Origin of the sequence: Marinobacter sp. AC-23, assembly GCF_001858325.1 — a bacterium.
GTDB lineage: Bacteria > Pseudomonadota > Gammaproteobacteria > Pseudomonadales > Oleiphilaceae > Marinobacter.
This window is the reverse complement of the sequence record NZ_MBPP01000036.1, coordinates 1-24670: the sequence shown is the minus strand read 5'-3', so window position 1 is coordinate 24670 and position 24670 is coordinate 1. Positions and strand designations below refer to the sequence as shown.

The following is a 24670-nucleotide window of genomic DNA, read 5'->3' as shown; positions in this document are numbered from 1 at the left end:
CAAACATCTGGTTCTTGGTGGACTCCATCCAGCGCATGCTGGAGGACGGCAAGGGCACTGCGGATGAGCTGGGCATAGAAGACGCCATTACCAAGCTAATTCTGCGCGACATGATGGAACAAAAGGAAGAAGACGACGACAGCGACAAGGTGCAGCTATTAACACTGCATGCGTCTAAGGGGCTGGAGTTCCCTCACGTGTTTATTCTTGGGCTGGAGGAGGAGATCCTGCCCCATCGTTCCAGCATTGAAGAAGGCAATGTTGAGGAGGAGCGGCGCCTGATGTACGTTGGGATTACCCGCGCAAAAGAGACTCTGACCCTAACTTACGCTGCCCAGCGCAGGCAGTATGGCGAGAAAATCGAAACCATTCCCAGCCGGTTTCTGGATGAGTTACCGCAAGAGGACGTACGCTGGGAGGGCACCGGGGATCTGGACGTCGAAGCCAACCAGAAAAAAGGCAAGGCAACATTAAGTGCCCTGCTTGGCGACCTGGGACTCTGAAAGCAAAAACCCCGCTGCTGCGGGGTTTTTAACGATAAGAGCTTTGGCTCTATTTGCTCTCAGCCACGATGTGCTCCACCGCAGCTTCGATTTCCTCATCCGGGCAGTTGGCGCATCCGCCTTTGGCTGGCATGGCGTTATAGCCATTCACGGCATGACTAATAAGGGTTTCCATGCCCTGGTCAACGCGAGGAGCCCAAGCACCAGCATCACCAATTACCGGCGCGCCTGCTGCGCCTGTGGTGTGACACGCCATGCATACGGCATCGTATACCTCACTGCCGGAGCGGGGGCCGGAGCTGGCCGATTCTGATGCCGCCGCGGCTGCACCACACTCATCACCCTGCAAGCATACTTCGCCAACGGGTTGAATACGCGCACGAATTTCATCATCAACACTTGCCATAACGGCGCCGGCAGTAATGCTAAAACCGAGCAATACGACAGCCAGGACTCTCTTCATCTTCACAATGCACCTCGCATTTGAGCGTTATAATCTTTGGTTGCCGCATTATAGCGACTGAACTCCGGCAACAAAACCGAATAGCAAAATCATAAATTGATTTCCACCATTTCCATTGCCATTTCGTAAGCGTGGAGACTCTCCCTGGCCTTCCGGTTACCATGTTGCAGCTTATCCAGAACTTCCAGGAAACGATTCATGAACAACCCGGAGAAACCCTCCCCACACCCGCTTCGCAAAACGCTTTTGACGATCGAGTTCAGCGCTCTGGCAGTGCTGCTGGCTTCCATGGGCTGGTTTTCAAGCCAAGCGGAACCGGAACATAGTATCAACCCCGCGTGGCTGCTGATACCCGCGGTTGCCAGCCTTTGTGTTTTTATCAGTTTTATTGGCCTTATGTACCTACGTTGGGTTGTAGCAGCCAGTGCTGCCAACCAGTTGCGTCATAGGGTTGTATTTGTATTGCTGGCTATCACCCTGGTGGGTGTCTGGATATACGGTATCGCCAGCACCTGGCTTAGCTTAATGCTACTTAAAGAGACCTGGCACATGATCACATTTCTAACTTCGAGAGCTCCTCAAGGCGCTGTACTTGCACTGCTTTGGCCCGCGCTCACGGTAGCAGAGGAAGCACGCCCAGCGGCGGCTGATCAGGAACGCTCCCCGGTAGAGTGCGCGTTGATCCAGGAGGGCGTGCAACGCCTTGCCTGCTATGACTCCCTCAACAATCCGAAAACCGCCCGTGAACAGGCTAGCGAGGAGCAGGTAGAGGAGGCAGAGCAGGCATCCGACACTCTTGCTCCAGGCCGTGAGCGGCGTAAAAATGCAGTTGGTGAGCCCAACGAAGATAATCCCGACAACGGCGCAATGACCAACATAGTAGACCGGCACCTGAAGGCGGAGAAGGCGCTGTTTTCATTTTCGGGTGGTTTTATCAGCTATCGCCCGACCTATATCATGCCAATCACTTGGATGGACAGCCCCAACCAGACTCCGGTCAGCCCGAGGCTAGGTGCTACCGGTTACGATTACGAGCTTGAGAACGAAGAAGCTAAATATCAAATCAGTTTCAAGGTTCCTTTGCTAACCGGGCTCCTGGACGATCGTACGACGTTGTGGTTCGGCTATACCCAGCGCTCGTTCTGGCAGGTCTATAACCGGGATGATTCTGCACCTTTTCGGGAGACCAATTACGAGCCAGAGATTTTCCTACGTCACCACACGAATTGGAATCTGGGGTCGGTAGCTCTGTCCGGTGTCACGCTTGGCATCAATCATCAATCCAATGGTCAGTCGGAACCCCGTTCGCGAAGCTGGAACCGGGTTATGGCCAGCGCCGCCTTTACCCATGGTCGTTGGTTATTCGTTGTGGAGCCTTGGTATCGGATTCCAGATAGCAGCAAAGACGATAATGCGGATATTGAGAGTTATCTGGGGCACGCCAATTACAACATTGTTTACAAGCTTGCGGAGGATCGAACATTTTCGCTGAAGCTTATGAATAATCTGCGCTCTGACAACCGCACGTCCATGGAGTTTGGTTACAGCTTTCCGTTGGGGGACACGATTAAGGGGTTCTTCCAGTACTACAACGGATATGGGGAAAGTCTGATTGACTACAATCATCGGATTGAGCGGTTTGGACTGGGGATTATGTTGAACGACTGGCTTTGACTTTTTAACTTGGGTGCCGAGCTGACCCGGCACCCAATCACTAGTAACTACTTATTCAAGCGCTCCATTTCTGCGAGCAACTCTTCTGTTTTCGCTTTCATCAAAGGTATGTCAGCACGGGCTTCCACGTTCAGGCGAACGACGGGTTCGGTGTTGGACATGCGCAGATTGAAGCGCCAGTTATCGAATTCCACGCTGAGGCCGTCTACGTAGCTGACGCTTTTTGCGTCGGCGCCGTATTTTTCCTCGATGGCAGCGATAACCTCAGGGGGGTTGTCGATGGTGCGGTTGATTTCACCGCTGGCCGGGTAAGCTTCGATGCGGGCATCAATCAATGAGGAGAACGGTTTGCCGGATTGGCATAGGCGCTCTGCGAGCAACAACCAGGGGATCATACCGCTGTCGCAGTAGGCGAAATCCCGGAAGTAATGGTGCGCGCTCATTTCCCCGCCGTAGACGGCATCTTCGTCGCGCATGCGCTGCTTGATGAAGGCGTGGCCGGTTTTGCTTTCGATGGCTTCGCCGCCGGCAGCTTCTACCAAATCCTGGGTGTTCCAGATCAGTCTTGGATCGTGGATTACTTTGCCAGGCCCGGTTTTGCGCAGGAACTGATCCGCCAGCAGGCCAACGATGTAATAGCCTTCAATAAAGCGACCGTTTTCGTCGAAGAAGAAGCATCGGTCAAAATCGCCATCCCAAGCGATACCCATAGTGGCGCCATGCTCAATGACGGCGTCGGCTGTGGCCGCACGGTTTTCTTCGAGGATAGGGTTGGGCACGCCGTGGGGGAAGTTGCCGTCTGGCTGGTGGTGCACTTTGATGAACTCGAAAGGCAGATGCTTTTCAAGTTCATCGATCACCAACCCTGCGCCGCCGTTACCAGCGTTGACGACAATTTTGATCGGGGCCAGGGCCGCCGCATCTATGTAGCTCAGCAGGTGGTCTATGTAGGCACTGGTGACTTCCAGAGTTTCATACCTGCCCTGCACCGGCGCGTCAGAAAATGGCTCACGCACTCTGTCGCGAATATCGTTCAGGCCATTGTCGGAGCTGATCGGGCGGGATTCCGGCCCGACCATTTTCATGCCGTTATGGTCTTTGGGGTTGTGGCTGGCAGTCACCATAATGCCGCCGTCCATTCCATAATGGCTGGTAGCAAAGTACACGTGCTCCGTGCCACACAAGCCGATATCGAATACATCCGCGCCTGCAGCCATCAGGCCGGAGCTCAATGCTTCGGTGATTTCGTGGCTTGAGAGGCGAATGTCGTAGCCGACAATGACTTTCTTGGCGCCGGTGATCTCCACATAGGCGCGCCCGATACGCTCGGCCAGTGCCGGATTCAGTTGATCCGGCACACGGCCGCGTAGGTCGTAGGCTTTAAAGCAGGACAGATCCATTGTCGGTATTTACTCCGCAGCGGCAGATTGCAGTTGGATGAAGTTTTGAATGCCCATTTGCTTGATCATCTCCAGCTGAGTTTCCAGCCAGTCAATATGCTCTTCTTCGCTGTCCAAAATGCTACGGAACAGCTCACGACTGGTGAAGTCCTGAACCGACTCGCAATGCAGAATCGCTTCTTTCAGATCCACATGGGCAATGTGTTCAATTTTAAGATCACACTCGATCATTTCCTGAACGTTCTCGCCGATCATCAGCTTGTTCAGATCTTGCAGGTTGGGCAGGCCTTCCAGAAACAGGATGCGCTCGATCAGCAGATCGGCGTGCTTCATTTCGTCGATGGATTCTTCGTATTCCTTGGCCGCAAGCTTGGTAATACCCCAATCTTTATACATGCGCGAATGCAGGAAATACTGGTTGATGGCCGTCAGTTCGTTGGCAAGGACTTTGTTCAGAAACTGAATAACTTTCTTGTCGCCTTTCATTGCAGCACTCCTTAATCCCAGCCGACTAACACGCCTTTTAACGAAAGGCACATTTGGCTGATTGGTTCGGGTTCAGAAAACCTTCCAGGCTCTCTCGTCACCCACCAAGGATAGCGTGTTCAGGCGCATTACTAAATTGCAGAAAGGAAATAAACCCCGCGAGGCGTCAGGCGGGGCTTGCAAGCAGGTTTGCGAGGGCCAGGTAATCCGGCGATCGGCTTTCGCGCAGTATGCCGCGCGCCGTGCTGGCACAACGCCCGCACTGAGTGCCTACGCCCAGCTCCTTACTAAGCTGGCGCATGGACGAAACACCGTTATCTGCAGCTTCACGGATATCCCGGTCTGTGACTCCGTGGCAAAGGCATACGTACATAATGCAATCTCACCATCGATACTAAAGGTAGTGATAATTATTGTCATTAGCATCCAGAATTGCAACCCCATTGTGTTAATTTTGTGCAATGGGTTGTTTCAGGCCTCGGCTTCCCGGGTCAGGTTTCGGCTCCCTGAGTCCGTTACCACCACGTTGTCCTCTATCCGAATCCCGCCACATCCCTGCAGCTCATCAAGCAACGGACGGTTAATGTGGCGCCCAAAAGGGCCTGACAGTAGCGGCTCCAGCAGGGAGGGAATGAAGTACAGCCCAGGCTCGATGGTCACCACCATGCCGGGCTCCAGCGTTCGCAGCAGGCGTAAAAAAGGCGCATCTGCGGGAGGTGGTACGGGTTTGCCGGCAACATCGTGTACCTGAACCCCAAGGAAGTGCCCTATGCCGTGGGGGAAGAAGGCTCGAGTAACACCTTCAGCGACCATATCCTCATCGCTCAGGTCGTTAACCAGCCCCGCTGAACTCAGTAACGCAGCGATGCCCTGGTGGGTTTTGCGGTGGATATCCAGGTAATCAACGCCCGGGGCAACCATCTTGCACAGCCGGAACTGCAACTGTTCAAGCCCCTGCACCAGTGCGGCAAAGCGCCCTTCCCCAACGCCTGCAATGGTGCGGGTGATGTCGGAACAGTAACCCCGATAACGCACACCGGCATCAATCAGCAAGCTGCGAGATTTCGTAGGCGCGGCTGTATCGTAATACTGATAGTGCAGTGTGCCGGCGTGGTCATTCACACCGATAATGCTGTGATAAGGCGCGTCGACCTCACGCTGCTGGGTTGCGTGCTGGTAGGCCAGATTGATTGCAAATTCACTGGCACCGGCCAAAAACGCATCGCGGGCAGCGTGGTGGCCTGCCATTGCAAGTTTGTTGGCGCGTGCCAGGCAGGCTATTTCGTAGGCTGTTTTGTGCACCCGCGTTTCATCCAGCGCGGCGCAAAGGGCGCCCGGGTTTTCATCACCAGGCAGATCCGCCAGCAATGATGGATCTCCGATAATTGCTAGCTGGCTCACACCATTCAGCTCCGGCGCCGACCGGCTTTCGCTGAAACGAAGTTCAAACTCCCCTTGCCAGGGCTCCTGTGCAAGCTCAAGGCTGGCGTGCCAGAAGTCGACCGGCTGATACAGTGAAAGCAATGGCTTTTGCCCTTTGCGAATCAGCAGCCAGGCGTGCTCAAAGCCGGCCAACCCTGTCCAGTGCAGAAACGGGCCATAGCCTGAAAGTGCCAGGACTGATCATCGCCGTAGCGCGTGGGGGCCGCGCCGGAACTGATAAGCAGGCTGTCATAGCCGTGATCTTCCAGAACCTGTTCATAGCGGCTCTGCAGGATACCCAAATGATCAATCTGAAGGCTAGCAGGTCAGTTTCAGGCATGTTGGTTTTCCAGTGTTTTCCAGAGGGTTAAAAGGTCGTCTGAGCGGGGCTCCTGTAGGCGAACCAAACGGATGTCCAGTGGCACATCCCAGCATTCATCGCCGGCCCGCGTAAGGCTGCCAAAGTGCTCGCTCTTTTCTGTCATCCGGCTGGGCAACCAGCCCATGCCAAAGCCCTGCTTCACCAGCGCCTTAATGCTTGCAGATTGGGTGTTCTCATTCAACGGCAACAGTTTTACCGGCTCTTTGCTGCGCGCCAGATGCGCTTCAATAGCAGACTGCAAAAATCCCCGTGAGTGATAAGCAATCAGCGGCACTGTTTGGCCGGCGGTTCCTGGCAGGGGGAATCGGGGCTCGCCGTTTTCTGCCGCCACGCTCACCGGCACCAGCCACTCCCGAGCAAGAGTGATGAACTCGTACTCACCTCGGCCCAACCGGTCGCCCCAGGTAGATTCTGATGCCAGTAACACAGCACCAAATCACACTCGCCATTGTCCAGCGCATCCAGAAACTGCTCCCCCACCCAACTGGTTGCCTTGAGGTTCAACTGAAGACGGTCTGCAACGCCTACTTCGCTGGCCCAACCCTGATAAAAATGGGAAAAAAGCCCCTGGGTTGAACCCACACTGATGCGAGCCGACTCCTCTGCCTCCATGTCGGTAATCTGGCCCCGCACCTCCCGGACATCTCGGGTCACCCGCTGGCACAGATCAAAAAACCGTTCGCCGGCGGGTGTCAGGGATAAGGGCAGAGTCTGGCGGTTAACCAATGTAGCTCCCATGGCCTCTTCCAGCAGCTTGATACGGCGGCTGAACGTGGGCTGGCTTACATGCTGCAATTCAGCGGCGCGGGAAAAATGGCGCGTGCGGGCCAGCGCCATGAAGTCTTCCAGCCAACGTATTTCCATGGGCTCCCCAGCGAATGACAGGTAAAAGTGCAGTTGACGGGTGACGGTTTCTTAAAGGCTATTTCACTGCGCGCATCATAGCCCATTGCACCCGCACTCTTAAAACCTGCTCATTTACAACCGCCCTTCCTCTACTGCATGGCAAGCTACCTGCGCGCCACCATCGGTGGCGATCAGCTGAGGGATTTCCTGGCGACAACGCTCATTAACATACGGGCAACGGCCATGAAATACACAGCCAGATGGCAGGTTCACTGGCGTTGGCACTTCCCCCTGCAGCCGAATGTAATTGGGCCTGTCGTCTTCCAGTTTGGGTATAGCCGAGAGCAGCGCCTGGGTGTATGGGTGTCGTGGTTCCGCAAACAGGGTTTTGGTATCCGCCAGCTCACATACCCGCCCGAGGTACATCACCGCCACTCGCGTGCCAAAGTGCTCAACCACTGCCAGATCGTGGGTGATGAACAGGTAGGTCAGATTGCGGGTTTCCTGAGCATCCATCAGCAGATTCAGCACTTGCGCCTGAATGGATACATCCAGTGCCGAGATGGGCTCATCTGCCACGATAAACTCAGGATCTACCGCCAGAGCACGAGCAATGGCGATACGCTGGCGCTGGCCGCCGGAGAACTCGTGACCGAACCGGCTGCCCCAATCCGGATCTATCCCCACAGACGCCATAACCTCCTGAACCTTGCCACGCACCTCGCTGCGCGCCAATTCTGGCTGGTGGAAATGAATCGGCTCTTCCAAAGTTTGCTGAATCGTCATTCGGGGATTCAGAGAGGCATAGGGGTTCTGAAATATCATCTGCATTTTACGACGATACGGCAGCACATCCCGGCCTTTCAGGTTATCGATGCGCTGGCCACCGTAGTGAACCTCTCCCGCGCTGGGCGACAACAACCCCATCACAGTGCGAGCAATCGTAGACTTACCGCAGCCAGATTCGCCCACCACACACAACGCCTCGCCCTTGTGTACCTGCAGATCAACACCGTTAATGGCATGAACAGCTTCGTGCTTTCGGTGGAACCGGCCATTGTTGAAGGTAATCTGCTCCAGCAGGCTACCAGACAGATCAAACCGTTTTTCCAGCCCGCGAATGTCTACCAGTGGGGAGGTCATGATTCGGCCTCCTGCATGCGCTTCTCCCGCTCAATCAGGTTGCTGACCTCGTAACACGCCACATCTACGCTGCCGGATTGCACATACTCGGGCATGGTTTGCCGGCATTGATCGGTCGCAAACGTGCAGCGTGGGTGGAACGGACAGCCAGTGGGTACGTTTTTCAGGGACGGCATGGATCCAGGGATCTGGAACAGCCGCGCACCTGGCTCACCCAGCTGCGGCAATGCATTGATCAACCCCTGGGTATAGGGGTGCTGGGCATCGTTTATGATCTCTCGCGTGGGGCCCTGCTCAATAATACGGCCGGAGTACATCACCAGCATGCGCTGGGTAACCTGGGAGACAACACCCAGATCGTGAGTGATCAGCATTAGCGCCACATTTTCCTGTTCGCACAGATCCAACAGCAGCGCCATGATCTCCGCCTGTATGGTGACATCCAGCGCGGTGGTGGGCTCATCGGCAACGATAATCTCAGGGTCCAGCAGTAAGGCAATGGCAATAATTACCCGTTGGCGCATACCACCCGACAACTCGTGAGGGTACTGATCAAGCCGTTTTTCTGGCGAAGGGATCTGCACCTTGCGCAGCTTGCTCAGCGCAATATCCCGCGCCGCTTTCGTGCGGATCCGACGATGTGCTTGATGGCCTCAACCATCTGGGTGCCAATGCTCAGCACCGGGTTAAGCGTCATCATCGGATCCTGAAAAATCATGGCAATGCGGTTACCGCGAATCTTGCGCAGTTCCCGCTCGCTCATGGCAGCCAGATCGCGACCTTCAAACAGAATCTGCCCGCCAGCTATATAGCCTGGGCGTGCAATCAGGTTAAGAATCGAGAAAGCTGCTACGGATTTACCGGCGCCAGACTCCCCCACCAGACCCAGCCGCTCACCCTTATCGAGGCTAAAGCTGATACCGCGCAGAGCTGTCAGGTCACCGCCGCGTACAGCAAACCGAACATCCAGATTTTTTACTTCCAACAATGGCGTGTCGCTTTTCATGGTTCTTTAGCCCTTGTACAGCCTAGGGTTCATGACATCTCGCAACCAGTCACCCAGCAGGTTAATGACCAACACGAGCACAACCAACACCAAGCCGGGAAGAAGCGTAATCCACCAGGATCCGCTCTGTATGTAATCAAAACCGGATTTGATCAGCGAGCCCAGGGACGGCTGGGTTTCAGGCATACCTAGCCCCAAAAACGACAGTGCCGCTTCGGAAATAATCGCGTTGGCGATCTGCACAGTGGCGATAACAAAAATCGGAGACAGCGTGTTGGGCAGAATATGGCGGAACATAATGCGGTTGGTGCGAAAACCCATCACCTTGGCGGCATCCACGTATTCCTTCTTTTTTTCCGCCAGCACAGACGCCCGTACGGTGCGGGCAATCTGCGGCCATTCGGCTACACCAATGATAAAAATCAGCATGTAAATGGCGATTTCACCAAACATCAGGCTACCAAAACTGGCCTTGAATACCGCACCCACAATGATGGCCACCATCAAGGTGGAGAACGAGAGCTGAACATCGGCAATGCGCATCAGGATGGAATCCACCCGGCCACCCAGGTAGCCCGCCAGCAGCCCAAACAGAATACCCAGCGCCGCCTGCAGCACCACCGCGCCAAAACCAATCAGCAGAGACACCCGCGTGCCGTACAAAATGGTGGAGAGCATATCCCGGCCCTGGGCATCTGTGCCCAAAGGGAACGCAGCGTCTGCACCCTGCATCCCCACCGGCGGCATTTCCGAGTTCATGATATTGATCAGTGCCAGATCGTAGGGATCCGTGGGTGCCAGCAGAGGCGCAAAAATGGCCGCAAGCACCATAAGTAGCAGCACGAGAAAGCTTACAATCGCCACCTTGTCGCGCTTAAAACTGTACCAGAGGAAGGACTCGCGAAAGCGATCCCAGCGTGAAAGAGTCGCTGTTGTCATGCTTTCTTACCTGTCAGTTTAACCGTGGGGTTCACCAACCCGTACACTAGGTCCACCAGCGTGTTGGTGATCACAAAAATCAGGCCCACAACCATCAAGTAGGCAACGATAAGAGGAATATCACTGCGAGTGATGGCCTCCAAAAACATCAGCCCGACACCGGGCCACTGGAAAACGGTTTCTGTAAGAATCGTATAAGCCACCATCACGCCGATCTGCACACCACCTACAGTGATGACCGGCAGCATGGTGTTCTTGAGAGCGTGAAGAAAGTTAATCCGCACCGCACTCAAGCCTTTGGCCCGAGCGTAACGAATGTAGTCGCTTTGCAGCACTTCCATCATTTCTGCGCGAATCAGGCGGATAAACAGCGGCAACATGATGGAGGCCAGAGACACACAAGGCAGCACTAGGTGCATCAAGCCGCGGTTTGAGAAAAAGCCGGAGTTCCAGGTTCCAAACAGATGTGTGAGGTCATCACCGCGGCCATAGGACGGCAAACCGCCTTCGGTTGTCAACGCGCCGTTCAGCCACGAACCCCAACCGGTATCTGCGGGGAACCACTCGACGGTCACACCAATGGAATATATCTGGATGAGTACGATGGCTGTGAGAAATACCGGGATGGATATCCCAACAGTGCTCACACCCATAAAGAACTTGGATAACAAGGCCTGCGGCCGGATGGCGGCATAAACGCCGATAGGCACGGACAACAGCATGATGATCAAGCTGGCGCCGATCACTAACTCCAGCGTGGCCGGAAGGTGCTCCGCAATCACATCGAGAGTTGGCTTACCATAAAAATAGGAGTTGCCCAGATCCCCCTGAATCGCGTTGCCGGCAAAGCGCAGGTACTGAACCACCATGGAATCATTCAGCCCCAACTCATCGCGCAGGGCTTCCCGCTCCTCTTGGGAAACGGACATACCGACCATTTCCTGAAGCGGATCCCCCAGGCCATCCTGAATAGCAAACGCGATCACGCTGATCACGAACATGACCACCACTGCCTGGGATATTCGCTGAACCAAAAACGCTAACATGAAGAATTTACCGTTAATGAGTAATTAAAGCCTCTCTCCCCTTGCGGGAGAGAGGTTTGGAGAGAAGGGGTAAGTTCCCCCGTTACTCTATGACCAGATCACCCAGATAAGGGAAGTTCATCACGTTCAGAATCGGCTCAATCTTCACGTTTTTCTTGCTGGCCCACGCCAGATCCTGCCAATGCAACGGCACAAAAGCGGCATCGTCGTACAGGCGCTGTTCCACTTCCTGCAGCATGGCGGTGCGCTTATCCACATCGGTTTCAACGCTTGCCTTTTCAACCAGTGCGTCGATTTCCGGGTTGCAGTAGTTGCCGGCGTTATACTGGCCAGCGCCGCTGTCGGCATCCGGGCAGAAGGTCAGAAACTCATAGAAATTAGCGGAATCCTCGGTGTCTGCATGCCAGCCAATCAGCATTATGTCTCCCGAGCGGTTGTCGTACTCGGGCCAGTACTGCGCCTTGGGTAGTGTTTTGAGATCCACTTTGATGTTGATGCGGGCCAGCATGGCCGCTGCCGCCTGTGCGATCTTGTCGTCGTTCACGTAGCGGTTATTAGGCGCCATCATGGTGATGGTAAAACCATCCTCGTACCCGGCTTCTTTCATCAGCTGCTGGGCTTTTTTCACGTCATAGCGCAGTTTCAGGGATTCGTTGTGGCCCTGATAGCCAGCTGGTGACAACTGAGCCGCAGGCGTGGCAAAGCCTTTCATGATTTTGGCCGCAATGCCTTCCTGGTTGATGGCATAAGCAACGGCCTGGCGTACCTTCGGATCCTTGAAGCTTCGACCTTATCCTGGTTTAAATGGAACAGGATAATGCGGGTGCCGCTCATGGTAACCAGATCCGAGTTCTTATCACGCTTGATGCGAGCCAAGTCCGTAGGCGGTACCGGGGCGATAAAGTCCACTCCGCCAGACAGCAGCGCAGACACGCGCGTGTTGTTTTCCTTGATGGGGGTTAGGACGATTTTCTTTACGTTGCCGGGGGAGTCTTCATCCCAGTAATCCGCAAAGCGCTCAAATTCCATGCGCACACCCTGCTGGCGCGACGTGACCGTGAAGGGGCCAGTGCCCGACAGGTGCTCGGAGGCAAATGAGTTTCCGTGCTTTTGAATGGCATCTTTCTTCTTGCCATCCTCTGTCTCGCCAGAATAAAACTCACTGTCCAGCGGGAAGATGTAAGTGGCGGTATTTAACAGCAATGGGAACGGCTCGCTGGTAGCCAGCTCAAAGGTGTAATCATCAATGACATTAATGCCACTGAACGGCTTGAAGATGGCCTTGAAATCCTGGCTTTCCTTCAGGCGATCGTAGGTGAACTTCACATCCTTGGCGGTAAGCTCGTTGCCCGAATGGAACTTGACCCCTTCACGGAGTTTGAAGCGCATGGTTTTGTCATCAACACGCTCCCAGCTTTCTGCCAAGCGGGCCTCAAAACCAAGATCTTTCGTCCACCGAACCAGTGGATCAAAGGACATATGGGACAACTGCAGAGTGCCCCCGGAGAGTTGCTCGTGAATATCGAGGGTAACCGGATCGGCGTCGAACGCCATTTTGAGCTCTTTTGTCGCCTCGGCAGACAGAGCAACAGGAGCCGTGGCCAGCGCCATAGTCCCGACGATAGCTGCAAGTAGTTTTTTCATTGTATTTTCCGTTGTTGTTTTGCGAGTTTTAACGGCACACCGAGCTCAGGCGCCCCAGACGTCTTTAGTAGAAATTAGTCGCGGAAACTACTGACGGCAATCGAAATTACAACTTGCGGCTATTCGTGAACTGAATGACGGCTTGCCCAGGCGGCCCGGGCAAGCTTCTACAGACGAAACACCAGAGGCAATATAAGCGCGGTAAACACACCCGTAAGCCCCATGCCCAGAGAGGCAAAGGCGCCAGCGGTATGCTGATCTCAAATGCCCTGGCCGTTCCGATGGCATGGCCATTCAGGCCAAGAGCAAACCCGAGGATGCGCTCATCTTCAACCGGCAGCCATTTCGCCAGCAGATCCACAAACAGAGTCGCAACCACGCCGGTTATCAACAGACCACCCATCAACAAGGGCACAGAACCACCCAGTTGGTTAGTGATGCCGATCGCAATCGGGGCGGTCACAGATTTGGGCGCCAGCGAGGCTAGCACCTCGGGTGTGGCGCCCAGCGCCCACGCAATCACCACTGCATAAACCGCTGCCAGCGTGGCCGCCAGAGGCAACGTAACAACGATCGGAAGCCACATGGCCCGTATGTGGTGAATTTGTTGATACAGAGGAATCCCCAGAGCCACCGTTGCCGGCCCAAGCAGCACGGTTATCCAGAAGGCACCCTCCTGATAACGAACGTAATCCACCGACAAAACCGCAATCACCACCGCCAGCATTACGGCAGAGAGCACCACCGGAGGCATCCACAAAGGCCTGCCAAAACGGGCAAACAGCCAGTTACCGGCAAAAAACGCGCTCAACGTTAACCCAATTGCGAACATTGGGCTGGTCGACAAAATGTCAGGGATGGCGATAAAGCGTTCAATAAGCTCAGTCATTTCCCTCGCTCCGCGCAGACAAACGCACCACGCTTTTCATTAGCAATAGAGTCGTAAGCACGCTCAGGAAAGTGCCCAATAGCAATGCAGCCGAAACAGCCAGCCACTGCCCAGAGAACTGCGAGGCCATAAAGAACACCCCAACCACACCCGGCATAATCAGCAATACCAGCACTGAGATCAGGGCCTGGCTGGCCGAGGCCAGCGCGTCACTTACCCTGCCTCGCAGCATCAGCGTAAACGTCATCAGGATCATACCTAGCACTCCGCCGCTGACCGGTATCAAAAACACCACCCGCAACGCTTCACCCAAAAGGAAAAATAAAACCAGTATTAAAAAACCGCGCAACATCGACATGTCGTCATGCTCATCACCCAGAGAATTGCATTACACTAGCTCAAACTCACATCTTGATACCAATGCAGGATCGCCATGGCGCTCAAAGCAACCATTTTCAAAGCTACGCTCAATATTGCCGATATGGACAGGCACTATTATGCGGATCATCAGCTCACCCTTGCCCAGCACCCGTCTGAAAACGACGAGCGCATGATGATACGCCTTCTGGCCTTTGCCCTGAACGCCCGCGAAGGACTAGAGTTTACCAAAGGCCTGAGCACAGACGACGAGCCCGAGCTCTGGCAAAAAAGCCTGAGTGATGAGATTGAGTTGTGGATTGAACTGGGCCTGCCCGACGAGAGTCGGCTACGCAAAGCCTGCAACCGTTCACGCCAGGTTATTCTTTACGCGTACGGTGCTCGCGCCGTGCCCGTATGGCTGGAAAAGCACAAAAACAAGCTGAGCCGCTTCCGTAACCTCAAGATTATTGAACTGCCCAGCGAATCCACAGAAGCTCTCGCTGAGCTAGTGGAGCGCAACATGAACTTCCAGGTATCCATTCAGGATGGCGAGGTATCCTTTAGCAATGAAGGTGCGCTGGTGAACATAACACCCACGGCCCTTTTCCCGTAACAACAGGCCGGGGCCATCAATGTGCCGGGGCTAGACAGAGTGCGTCCGCACACGTAAGATTGCGCACTCGAAATTGACGCACAGTCGCTAATCTCGAATGCGCCCATAGCTCAGCTGGATAGAGTACTGCCCTCCGAAGGCAGGGGTCGCAGGTTCGAATCCTGCTGGGCGCACCAAAAATTTCAGTAAAAACCGCCGCTTACGGGTCATGCCGAGTGGCGGTTTTTCGTTTTGGGCTGCTCTAGGTGACATATTAGGTGACACTCGGGGGAATCAACGGGCCATGTACGGGGCCACCAAATCCTTTCCAGCCAAATAAGGAAGAGTTCGGTAGTTGCGACAGCCTTAGTCTGAAATCATGGCTTTCGGTGGTAACCAACCTTGGTAACCTCTTTTGGTAACCAAGTTAATCCAACGGATTCTGTGGTTACCACTCTGGATACCCAGACCCTGGATACCAACTGTCCTCGGAAAAGTTTTTAGAAGCCCAGCCCCTAAACCCCCACCAAAACTCTGATTTCCGTGCGCACCAGGATGCGTACCAAGACAGTGCGTACCTCAGCTCTCCCTCCCAGATCGAGCAATATTAAGCCGAGCCCCACATCTTGAGACCGGAGGATGCCTTGCCCCGCCCCCGTCACCCACATAAACTGCAGGCAACCTATACATATACGCTAGCAACAAGGCGAAACAACTCGCCAGCCTTGCAGAGCCACCGCCTGCGATGAGACTAGGCGGCACCACTACTTCGTATTACAAGCCAGGCTGGCATGCCCACGGGAGGGCAGGTTTTGGAGATGATCGACAACATCAATCACCTACTGGGCGATGATCTAAAGGAAACGATCAAGCCGGGTACACGCCTTAAAATTGCCGCCTCTTGCTTTTCGATCTATGCCTTCGAGGCACTCAAGGCTGAATTGTCAGGAGTTGAGAGCCTGCAGTTCGTGTTTACTGCCCCTACTTTTGTGCCCAACGAAGTGACCGACCACCTGAGAAAGGAACGCCGGGAGTTCTTTATCCCTAAATCCCAGCGCGAAAGTACAATTTTCGGCACCGAGTTTGAAATCCAGCTGCGCAACAAACTCACTCAGCGTGCCGTAGCTCGTGAGTGCGCTCAGTGGATACGCCAAAAAGCCAGGTTTCGCTCCAACAAGACCAAGGCACCAATGCAACCCTTCATCCATGTGGCTAAAAGAGAAGGGGGCGTCGCCTACATGCCGGTCAATGGCTTTACAGCGGTGGACTTGGGCTACCAGCAAGGCAACGCCATGTCTAACTTTGTCACCCGCATGGACGAACCGACGCACGCGCAAACCTATCTACAACTGTTTGACCAGATCTGGAACGACCCTGAAAAAGTTGATGACGTCACTGCTGCAATTTGCGACCACATCGAATCGATTTATCAGGAAAACGCCCCCGAGCGGATCTACTTCATCATGCTCTACAACATTTTTCGGGACTTCCTGGAAGATGTTGATGAGGACGTACTGCCCAACGACCTCACGGGATATCGCGAGAGCCTGGTCTGGAACAAACTCTTCAATTACCAGCAGGATGCAGCGACCGGCATCATCAACAAGCTCGAAACTTACAACGGCTGCATCCTGGCCGACAGTGTGGGACTGGGCAAAACCTTCACGGCCCTGGCGGTCGTCAAATACTATGAACTGCGCAATAAATCGGTATTGGTGCTATGCCCGAAGAAACTGGCGGACAACTGGCGCAACTACAACAGCAACCTCACAACCAACATCTTCGCCAAAGACCGTTTCAATTATGACGTGCTGTGCCACACAGACCTTTCACGCACCTCGGGCGAATCCTTTGGTATTCCACTGAACCGAGTCAACTGGGGCAACTACGACCTGGTGGTGATCGACGAATCACACAACTTCCGCAACAACGACGTCTACAAAGACCGAGAAACGCGGTACCAGAAACTCATGAACAAAGTTGTCCGCGCTGGCGTAAAAACCAAAGTGCTGATGCTTTCCGCCACACCGGTTAACAACCGCTTCGCCGACCTGCGCAATCAACTGGCACTGGCCTATGAAGGGCAGTCCGAAACGCTCAGTAAACACCTGAAAACAGATAGCAGCGTAGAAGAAATTTTCCGCCGCGCCCAAAAGGCGTTTAATGACTGGTCTGCACTACCCCCAGAAGAGCGAACCGCCGCCTCGATTCTTCGGACGCTGGATTTCGATTTTTTCGAGCTGCTGGATTCAGTGACCATCGCCCGCTCACGCAAACACATACAGACCTTTTACGACACCACGGATATTGGCCCATTCCCGGAGCGGCGCAAGCCACTGTCGTTCCATTGCCCAATCACCGAGCGCGCGGACGTTGCAGAACTCAACCATATTTTTACCCAGTTGTCGGCGCTCAAGTTGGCCGTGTATGCGCCCATTAGCTACATCCTCCCAAGCCGCTTACGCAAATACGAAGAGCTGTACGACACCCATGTTGAGGGCGGCAGAGGTAAGCTTCGTCAGGCCGACCGCGAGCACAGCTTACAAGCACTGATGACCACCAACCTACTCAAACGGCTGGAAAGCTCGGTAGCGGCCTTCCGCCTCACGCTGGCTTCACTCAAAGGCAACATTGCCTGCACGCTGGAGGCCATTGAGTCGTTTGAATCTAATGGCCAGGCAACTCAGATCAAAGATTATTTAGACGATGCCAGTAGCTTTGACGGCGACGACGAAGACCTGAGTGGGCTGGATGAGTTTACGGTCGGAAAGAAAGTACAAATCAGCCTGGCTGACATGGATCTGCCCTCTTGGCGCCATGACTTAACCACCGACCTAATCCTGATCGACGACCTGCTCGAAGCCATGCGCAAAGTCACACCTGGCGATGATGCCAAGCTCCAGCACTTGCTTCAGCTAATCAATAGCAAACTCGAGCACCCCCTCAACCCAGGCAATCGCAAAGTACTGATCTTCACCGCCTTTGCAGACACCGCCAACTACCTGTACGACAACTTGGCCCCCATCGCCCGGAAACTGGGGCTACACGTTGGCAAAGTGACGGGGTCCGGGCCGCCCAAATCGACGCTGCACAAGAGCTACGATTTCCAAAGCCTACTCACCCTGTTCTCGCCGCTATCCAAGGAAAAAGCCACCGCACTCCCGAATGAGCCGGGCGAATTAGACATTCTAATCGGCACAGATTGCATCTCCGAAGGCCAGAACCTGCAGGACTGCGACTATCTGATCAATTACGACATTCACTGGAACCCAGTGCGCATTATCCAGCGTTTTGGCCGGATTGACCGCATAGGCTCACCCAATCAACAAATACAGCTGGTTAACTACTGGCCGGATATCAGCCTGGACGAGTACATCAACCTCAAAGAACGAGTGGAAAACCGCATGGTGATCGCGGACGTAACTGCCACCGGCGACGACAACGTACTCACGGCCAAGTCCAGCGAAATAGCCTACCGGAAGGAGCAGCTCAAACGCCTGCAAGACGAAGTCATTGAGCTGGAAGACGTCAAAGCGGGCGTCTCGATTACCGACCTGGGCCTCAACGATTTCCGAATGGACCTGCTCAATTACGTGAAAGAACATGGCGACCTGGAAAACGCCCCCCTTGGCATGCACGCGATTGTTCCCTCGCAATCACAGATGGGCCTGGAGCCAGGCGTGATATTCGTTCTGAAGAACATTCATCACAGCGTAAACGTTAACCAGCAAAACCGCCTGCACCCCTATTATCTGGTGTATGTTGACGACCACGGCGAGGTGATCGCAGACCACACAGAAGTGAAACGCCTGCTTGATCTGGTTCGTACCAGCTGCAAGGGCAAGGCCGAACCGATCCGCGACCTGTGTCGGCTGTTTAACCAGCGCACTCAGGACGGTCGCGACATGCAGCACTACTCCGACCTGCTAAACAAAGCCATTCGCAGCATGATCGACGTCAAGGACGAAAACGACATCGACAGCCTGTTTGGAGGCGGCCACACCACCGCCTTAACCACCACTATTAAGGGGCTGGATGATTTTGAGCTGATTGCATTCCTGGTGATCGAAGGGCCCGCTGCATGACCTTGTTTGCCTGGCCCAAGGCAGCCGCTTTTGGCCGTGTGATACCCAAAAGCAAGATCTACGAACATGCTTCCGCCAGCAGTGCGTTGAAAGAGCGCTTCGTGCAACAGGTGGAGCAGATCATTTGGGCCTACAAACTGGCTCCGGAGACCGTCAACTTGCCTGCCACGGCAACAGTGACGGAGATTCAAATCGTTCGGGTAACACTCAAAGGCAGCAGTCTTGACCAAGACCTACTAAAGGCCATCGACCGAGCCATACCCTTTCCGCTAATCTTCGAGCTGATTAACAACGGACGCACTAAACTGGCTGCAGCCTACAAACGCCCTAGCGATTCAGATGCCCACCGTTGGGTAGTGGGCAATTACTTCGAAACAGATTGGTTGGCCGAACAAACACCGCGCCACCCCCTGCCCATGGCACTGGATATGGCTGCGCTGTATGAACGCCTGCTGAGCCCGCTGGTCGATGCCCGGTTAGCCTATCCAGCACCAGCGACGGCAACAGGGTTTCCTGAAGTCAAAGATGCAGCCTCTACACCAGCGGATCATGCCGATGAATCAGAGCGGCTATCACTGGAACAGCGCATTGCACTGGCAGACACCCTCGCGGCTCAACATAAAGAAATCGAGCGAATCCAGTCGCGGCTGCGCCGTGAGAAACAATTCAACAAGCGCGTAGCCATCAATGCCGAGCTGCGCGAAGCCAGACAGACACTGAAGCGACTGACTCAACAACAGGTCGCTTCCGCCAGCTATTGAGAGAGATGTAATGGATAAACTGAAAATGCACAGCCCTGACCTGAGCCAGGACAACATTGCCAAAATTCGTGGGTTATTTCCTGGCTGTGTGACCGAGGCGCGGGATGAAGCAACAGGTAAGCTGAGACTGGCGGTGGATTTTGACAGCCTGCGGCAAGAGCTGAGTGATTCTATTGTGGAAGGGCCGCAGGAGCGTTATCGGTTGGACTGGCCGGGGAAGCGAGAAGCCCTAATGACCTCAAACGCTCCCATCGCAAAAACCTTGCGCCCCACACGCAATGAAAGCCTAGATTTTGACTCCACGCAAAACCTTTTCATCGAAGGCGATAACCTAGAAGCCTAAAACTTTTGCAAGAAAACTACCTTGGAAAGGTCAAGCTGATTTACATCGACCCACCTTATAACACGGGCGGGGATTTTGTTTACGCTGACGATTTTGCGGAGAGTTCAGTAGAGTTTCAGCAAAGGTCTAATCAGAAGGATAATCTGGGCAATCGATTAGTTGCTAATTCAACAAGCAATGGTCGATTCCATTCCGACTGGTTGAGCATGATGCACGCTCGGCTTCAACTTTCACGGAACTTGCTGCGTGATGACGGCGTGATTTTCATCAGCATTGATGACAATGAACAAGCGAACCTGAAACGTATATGCGACGAGGTGTTTGGCAGTCAGAACTTTATCAATACGATTATTTGGGAAAAACGCTATAGCCCTCAGAATGCCGTGAAATGGTTCTCAGAATCCCACGATTTCTTATTGGTCTATGCCAAAGATAAGCTCAACTGGTATCCAAAGCTGTTGGAACGCACGGAGGCGATGAACGCTCGCTATAGAAATCTCGATAGTGACCCGCGTGGGGTTTGGAAGCCTGCAGATGCAACAGCCCAAGCTGGCCACGGAACAAAAAGCCAGTTCTATGAAGCAACTTCTCCCAACGGGAAAACGCATACTTTGCCTAATGGGCGCTGCTGGGTATACACGAAGGAAGTTTTCGAGAAGATGATTGCAGACAACCGAATTTGGTTCGGGGCTGATGGCAACAATGTACCCGCAGTAAAAAGGTTCCTCTCAGAGGTTAAGCAAGGAACGGCTTGCCAGACAATTTGGAAATACAGCGAAGTCGGACACAACCAAGAGGGCAAAAAGGAGATTAACGAGCTTTTTCCAGAAGCAGCGGTTTTTGATACACCCAAGCCGGTTCGGTTGTTGAAACGTGTGTTACACCTAGCAACTGAAGCGGACTCAATTGTCCTCGATTTTTTTGCTGGGTCTGCGACTACTACCCACGCTACATTGCAACTCAACGCTGAAGATGGCGGAAATCGAAAAACGATTACAATTCAGCTCCCAGAGGCCACTGATGAGGATTCAACTGCGTGGCAGGCTGGATACAAGAACATCGCTGAAATTTCCAAAGAACGCATTCGGCGCGCTGGAAAGAAGACCCTAGAGGGCGACTGTCACCCTGACTGGAACCGCGATGTTGGCTTCCGCGTACTCAAGGTGGACACCTCGAACATGAAGGACGTCTACTATCGCCCCGATGAGGTGTCACAAGCTGACCTGCTTGAAGCGGTGGACAATGTTAAACCCGACCGCACGCCAGAGGATTTGTTGTTCCAGGTACTGGTAGACTGGGGCGTGGATTTAACACTGCCGATTCGTCGTGAAGACATACAAGGCAAAACGGTGTTCTTTGTCGACGACAATGCGCTGGTGGCCTGCTTTGACAGCGGCGTGACTGAAGAGTTGGTTAAGGAGCTGGCACGGCACGAGCCGCTGCGCGTGGTGTTCCGCGACAATGGATTCGCCTCAGATGCCGTGAAGATCAACGTAGAGCAGGTTTTCCAGCAGCTGTCGCCCAGCACCGAAGTCAGAAGCCTCTAAGGAGCCGCAGCATGGAGCCGTTAGCCCTGAATACGCTACTTGAGGCCTTGATTCACGCCTGGGAAAACGAAGTTGTCGAGTTCAAGGAAGCCAGCAAAGACTACGACACCAGCAAGATTGGTGAATACTTTTCCGCCCTCAGCAATGAAGCCAATCTGCGCGGGCAGGAGCGTGCCTGGCTGGTGTTTGGCGTTAGCAATAAAACCCGTGGTGTAGTGGGAACAAACTATCGCGACGAACCCGAACGCCTGCATGGCCTGAAACAGCAAGTGGCGCAAAGCACCGAGCCCAGCATCACCTTCCGTGATATCCATGTATTGCAACACGCAGATGGCCGAGTTTTGTTGTTTGAAATACCCGCAGCCCCGCGGGGCATTCCCATTGCCTGGAAAGGGCACTACCACGCCCGCGCTGGTGAAAGCCTTGGCTCTCTTGGGCTGGATAAGCAGGACGAGATTCGTCAGCAAACCCTGGCGCAAGACTGGAGCGCGCAACTGGTGCCAGCCGCCAGCCTGGCTGACCTGGATGAGGCTGCACTGCGTAAAGCACGCGAGGCCTTCGCCCAGAAGTACGCCAATCGCTTCAGCACCGATGTTGTCATGGGCTGGCCGCTGCCAACCTTCCTTGATCGGGCGCGCATTACCCAGAACGGCAACGTTACACGGACAGCTCTATTACTATTGGGCAAGCCCGAGGCAGCTTGGCACTTGTCTCCGCACCCGGCACAGATGACCTGGAAACTGGAAGGCACCGAGCGTGCTTACCAACACTTTGCACCACCTTTTCTGCTGACGACAACGCTGCTATATCAGCGCATTCGCAATATCCAGTTGCGGCTGCTGCCGCAAGACGAGCTGCTGCCTATTGAAATATCCAAGTACGATCAAAAAATTGTGCTTGAAGCATTGCACAACTGCATTGCCCATCAGGATTACACGTGTAATGGCCGGGTGCTGGTAATCGAACAGCCAGACCGGTTGGTATTTGAAAATGAAGGTAACTTCTACGAGGGCGCACCGGGCGACTACATGGAGGGCAACCAGACACCCCGCCGCTATCGCAACCCCTTCCTGACTCAGGCCATGGCCGAACTGAATATGATCGACACCATGGGCTACGGAATACACGATATGTACGTTGGCCAGGCCCGGCGTTACTTCCCGTTGCCAGACTATGATTTACAAAGCCCAGACTCCGTAAAGCTGACCCTTTATGGTGGCGTTGTTGACCCAGCGTATAGCAGGCTGTTGATCCAGAAAACCGATCTGCCACTGGCGGATGTGCTGGCGCTGGACCGGGTTCAGAAAAAGCTGCCGATTCCCGATGAAGCTCTCACCCGCCTGCGGCGAGCAGGGCTGGTTGAGGGGCGCAAACCGAATGTAAGTGTATCTGCGAGTGTCGCCAAAGCCACTGCAGACAAGGTGGACTACATACGTAATCGCCCACAAGATGATGAATTCTACGCCAAGCTACTCACAGACTATTTGGAAAAGTTCGGGCAAGCCAGCCGTGCAGAAGTTAACAGGCTATTGCTAGACAAACTCAGCGACGCGCTTAGCGAAAAGCAGAAATACATAAAAGTCAGCACCTTATTAACAAAACTACGTCGCCGAAAGGTGATTGTGAATACGGGGTCAGACACGGCGTCATGTTGGGAATTAACAAAGAGAACTTAGAGTTCTGCAAAGAGAAGCCCACTCACACTCATACTAATCAACAACTTAAACCTCTTTGCAGCTATGGTTATGCAGAAAGCCTGCAAAGAGCAACATGACGTTGTGGAGCGCAAATGGCGTTTTGCACTCTATTAACTGCGATTTGGAGCTCAGAGGCTCCACAAATAATCAGGAGCACTGAGCGAATGAAGCTCAAATTCAAAACCCAGGCCTATCAAACCAATGCCGTTGAATCGGTAGTGGACTGCTTCGCCGGGCAACCCCTATTTGATGGCCTGACCTACCGCATTGACCCTGGCCAGAGCTCGCAAACCAGCGCCTTTGACGAAGACGGCTTCAAGAACGCCGATTTAGCCCTCAATGACACTCAGTTACTAGAAAACATACAATCGGTCCAGCGCCGCCAGAACCTGCCTGTGTCTCAGTCGCTCAGTGGTTTCACCACCTACGACAAAAAGGCCAACCGCGTGCCGGTTAAGGCTGCTTATAAAAAGGATGCCTTAGCCGCCACACGTATCCACCTGGATGTGGAGATGGAGACGGGTACCGGCAAAACCTACTGCTACATCAAAACCATCTTCGAGATGAACAAGCGCTATGGCTGGAGCAAGTTCATCATCATGGTGCCCTCCATCGCTATCCGCGAAGGGGTGTATAAGTCGCTGGACATTACAGCTGAGCATTTCACCGAGAGCTACGGCAAGAAGGCACGTTTCTTCATCTACAACTCCAAGCGCCTGCATGAGCTGGAGAGCTTTTCCTCTGACGCCGGCATTAACGTGATGGTGATGAACATTCAGGCGTTCAACGCCCGAGGCGCAGACAACCGGCGCATTAATATTGAGTTGGATGATTTTCAGTCGCGCAAGCCCATTGATGTGATTGCCGCCAATCGGCCAATCCTGATTCTGGATGAACCTCAAAAGATGGAAGGTAACGCCACCATGGAGGCCTTACCTCAGTTCAAGCCATTGGCGATTCTGCGCTACTCGGCGACCCACCGCACTCAGCACAATCGGATTCACCGTTTGGATGCGCTGGACGCCTACAACCAGAAGCTGGTCAAAAAAATCGCCGTGCGCGGCATTCAAACGCGCGGGCTGGCTGGCACCAATGCTTACCTGTTTCTGGAAGGCATCGACATATCCAAGCAGGCCCCGGTCGCACGAATCGAACTGGAAGTGCAGCTGAAATCCGGGGAAATAAAGCGTCAGGTGCGTCGTTTTTCGTTTCGGGATGATCTGTTCACAGTGTCCGGCGAGCTGGACCAATACCGTGACGGCTTTACCATCAGCCAAATCGACGCCACCACGGACACCGTAGAATTCACTAACGGATTGGTATTAAAAGCAGGTGAAGCCAGCGGTGATGTGTCTGAGCGGGATATTCGCCGCATCCAGATTCGCGAAACCATCAAGCCCATTTGGACCGCGAGAAACAATTGTTCGTGCAGGGCATCAAGG

The 24670-nt window shown here is 54.0% G+C and carries 16 protein-coding genes, 1 tRNA gene and 6 pseudogenes; 10 read left to right on the top strand and 13 right to left on the bottom strand.

Going from position 1 to position 24670, the window contains the following annotated elements; all coding sequences use genetic code 11:
• Nucleotides 1-422, top strand: a pseudogene (locus tag BCA33_RS12740) (3'-5' exonuclease); the annotation flags it as partial.
• Nucleotides 423-552: 130 nt separating this feature from the next.
• On the opposite strand, the gene BCA33_RS12735 reads toward BCA33_RS12740, so the two are convergent.
• Complete coding sequence (locus tag BCA33_RS12735) at nt 553-966, bottom strand: cytochrome c5 family protein (protein WP_071266387.1); 414 nt, start codon at nt 964-966, stop codon at nt 553-555.
• A 597-nt stretch (nt 967-1563) separates the two neighbouring features.
• Between BCA33_RS12735 and BCA33_RS12730 the strand changes: the two genes are divergently transcribed.
• Entirely contained in the window at nt 1564-2640 is a 1077-nt protein-coding gene (locus BCA33_RS12730; protein ID WP_254774378.1) for a phospholipase A, read from the top strand.
• 47 nt (nt 2641-2687) lie between these two features.
• Here the strand turns inward: BCA33_RS12730 and BCA33_RS12725 are convergent, their stop codons facing one another.
• From BCA33_RS12725 to BCA33_RS12670, 12 genes and pseudogenes are all read right to left on the bottom strand, one after another.
• A complete protein-coding gene (locus BCA33_RS12725; RefSeq protein WP_071266385.1) occupies nt 2688-4040 on the bottom strand; it encodes a phosphomannomutase in 1353 nt (450 codons plus the stop codon).
• Nucleotides 4041-4049: 9 nt separating this feature from the next.
• Nucleotides 4050-4526: a bacterioferritin gene (gene bfr / locus BCA33_RS12720; RefSeq protein ID WP_071266383.1), complete on the bottom strand. Its 477-nt coding sequence runs from the start codon at nt 4524-4526 to the stop codon at nt 4050-4052.
• 166 nt (nt 4527-4692) lie between these two features.
• Nucleotides 4693-4899 (bottom strand): bacterioferritin-associated ferredoxin, encoded by a 207-nt coding sequence (locus BCA33_RS12715; RefSeq protein WP_071266381.1) that lies wholly within the window; start codon nt 4897-4899, stop codon nt 4693-4695.
• Between the two features lie 98 nt (nt 4900-4997).
• Nucleotides 4998-6288: pseudogene (pepQ, locus tag BCA33_RS12710) on the bottom strand (Xaa-Pro dipeptidase).
• Nucleotides 6281-7194 (bottom strand): annotated as a pseudogene (locus BCA33_RS12705) (LysR family transcriptional regulator). Before BCA33_RS12705 ends, pepQ begins: the two co-directional pseudogenes overlap by 8 nt.
• A gap of 114 nt (nt 7195-7308) precedes the next feature.
• Nucleotides 7309-8319, bottom strand: coding sequence for an ABC transporter ATP-binding protein (locus BCA33_RS12700; protein ID WP_071266379.1), 1011 nt, complete (start codon nt 8317-8319; stop codon nt 7309-7311).
• Nucleotides 8316-9325, bottom strand: a pseudogene (locus BCA33_RS12695) (ABC transporter ATP-binding protein). The gene BCA33_RS12700 and the pseudogene BCA33_RS12695 overlap by 4 nt, the downstream one beginning before the upstream one ends.
• 6 nt (nt 9326-9331) lie before the next feature.
• Entirely contained in the window at nt 9332-10264 is a 933-nt protein-coding gene (locus BCA33_RS12690) for an ABC transporter permease (RefSeq protein WP_071266377.1), read from the bottom strand.
• On the bottom strand, nt 10261-11310 hold the full coding sequence (locus BCA33_RS12685; protein ID WP_071266375.1) for an ABC transporter permease: 1050 nt from the start codon (nt 11308-11310) through the stop codon (nt 10261-10263). The genes BCA33_RS12690 and BCA33_RS12685 overlap by 4 nt, the downstream gene beginning before the upstream one ends.
• An 82-nt stretch (nt 11311-11392) precedes the next feature.
• Nucleotides 11393-12699, bottom strand: a pseudogene (locus tag BCA33_RS12680) (ABC transporter substrate-binding protein).
• 422 nt (nt 12700-13121) lie between these two features.
• A pseudogene (locus BCA33_RS12675) lies at nt 13122-13843 on the bottom strand (LrgB family protein).
• On the bottom strand, nt 13836-14201 hold the full coding sequence (locus tag BCA33_RS12670; protein ID WP_071266373.1) for a CidA/LrgA family protein: 366 nt from the start codon (nt 14199-14201) through the stop codon (nt 13836-13838). The pseudogene BCA33_RS12675 and the gene BCA33_RS12670 overlap by 8 nt, the downstream one beginning before the upstream one ends.
• A gap of 75 nt (nt 14202-14276) precedes the next feature.
• Between BCA33_RS12670 and BCA33_RS12665 the strand changes: the two genes are divergently transcribed.
• The 8 genes from BCA33_RS12665 to BCA33_RS12635 all read left to right on the top strand — a co-directional run.
• Nucleotides 14277-14816 carry a YaeQ family protein gene (locus BCA33_RS12665; RefSeq protein WP_071266371.1) on the top strand — a complete coding sequence of 180 codons (540 nt, stop codon included), beginning with the start codon at nt 14277-14279 and terminating at the stop codon, nt 14814-14816.
• 99 nt (nt 14817-14915) lie between these two features.
• Nucleotides 14916-14992: transfer RNA gene (locus BCA33_RS12660), tRNA-Arg, on the top strand.
• A 615-nt stretch (nt 14993-15607) separates the two neighbouring features.
• Nucleotides 15608-18880 (top strand): helicase-related protein, encoded by a 3273-nt coding sequence (locus BCA33_RS12655; protein WP_071266389.1) that lies wholly within the window; start codon nt 15608-15610, stop codon nt 18878-18880.
• A complete protein-coding gene (locus tag BCA33_RS12650) occupies nt 18877-19641 on the top strand; it encodes a DUF4391 domain-containing protein (RefSeq protein WP_071266369.1) in 765 nt (254 codons plus the stop codon). Before BCA33_RS12655 ends, BCA33_RS12650 begins: the two co-directional genes overlap by 4 nt.
• Before the next feature lie 10 nt (nt 19642-19651).
• A complete protein-coding gene (locus BCA33_RS21870) occupies nt 19652-19984 on the top strand; it encodes a hypothetical protein (RefSeq protein WP_254774377.1) in 333 nt (110 codons plus the stop codon).
• A gap of 5 nt (nt 19985-19989) precedes the next feature.
• Nucleotides 19990-21531: a site-specific DNA-methyltransferase gene (locus tag BCA33_RS12645; RefSeq protein ID WP_254774376.1), complete on the top strand. Its 1542-nt coding sequence runs from the start codon at nt 19990-19992 to the stop codon at nt 21529-21531.
• A gap of 11 nt (nt 21532-21542) precedes the next feature.
• Nucleotides 21543-23207, top strand: coding sequence for an RNA-binding domain-containing protein (locus tag BCA33_RS12640; RefSeq protein WP_071266367.1), 1665 nt, complete (start codon nt 21543-21545; stop codon nt 23205-23207).
• A 185-nt stretch (nt 23208-23392) separates the two neighbouring features.
• A partial coding sequence (locus BCA33_RS12635) for a DEAD/DEAH box helicase family protein (protein WP_254774375.1) occupies nt 23393-24670 on the top strand: 1278 nt, incomplete at its 3' end.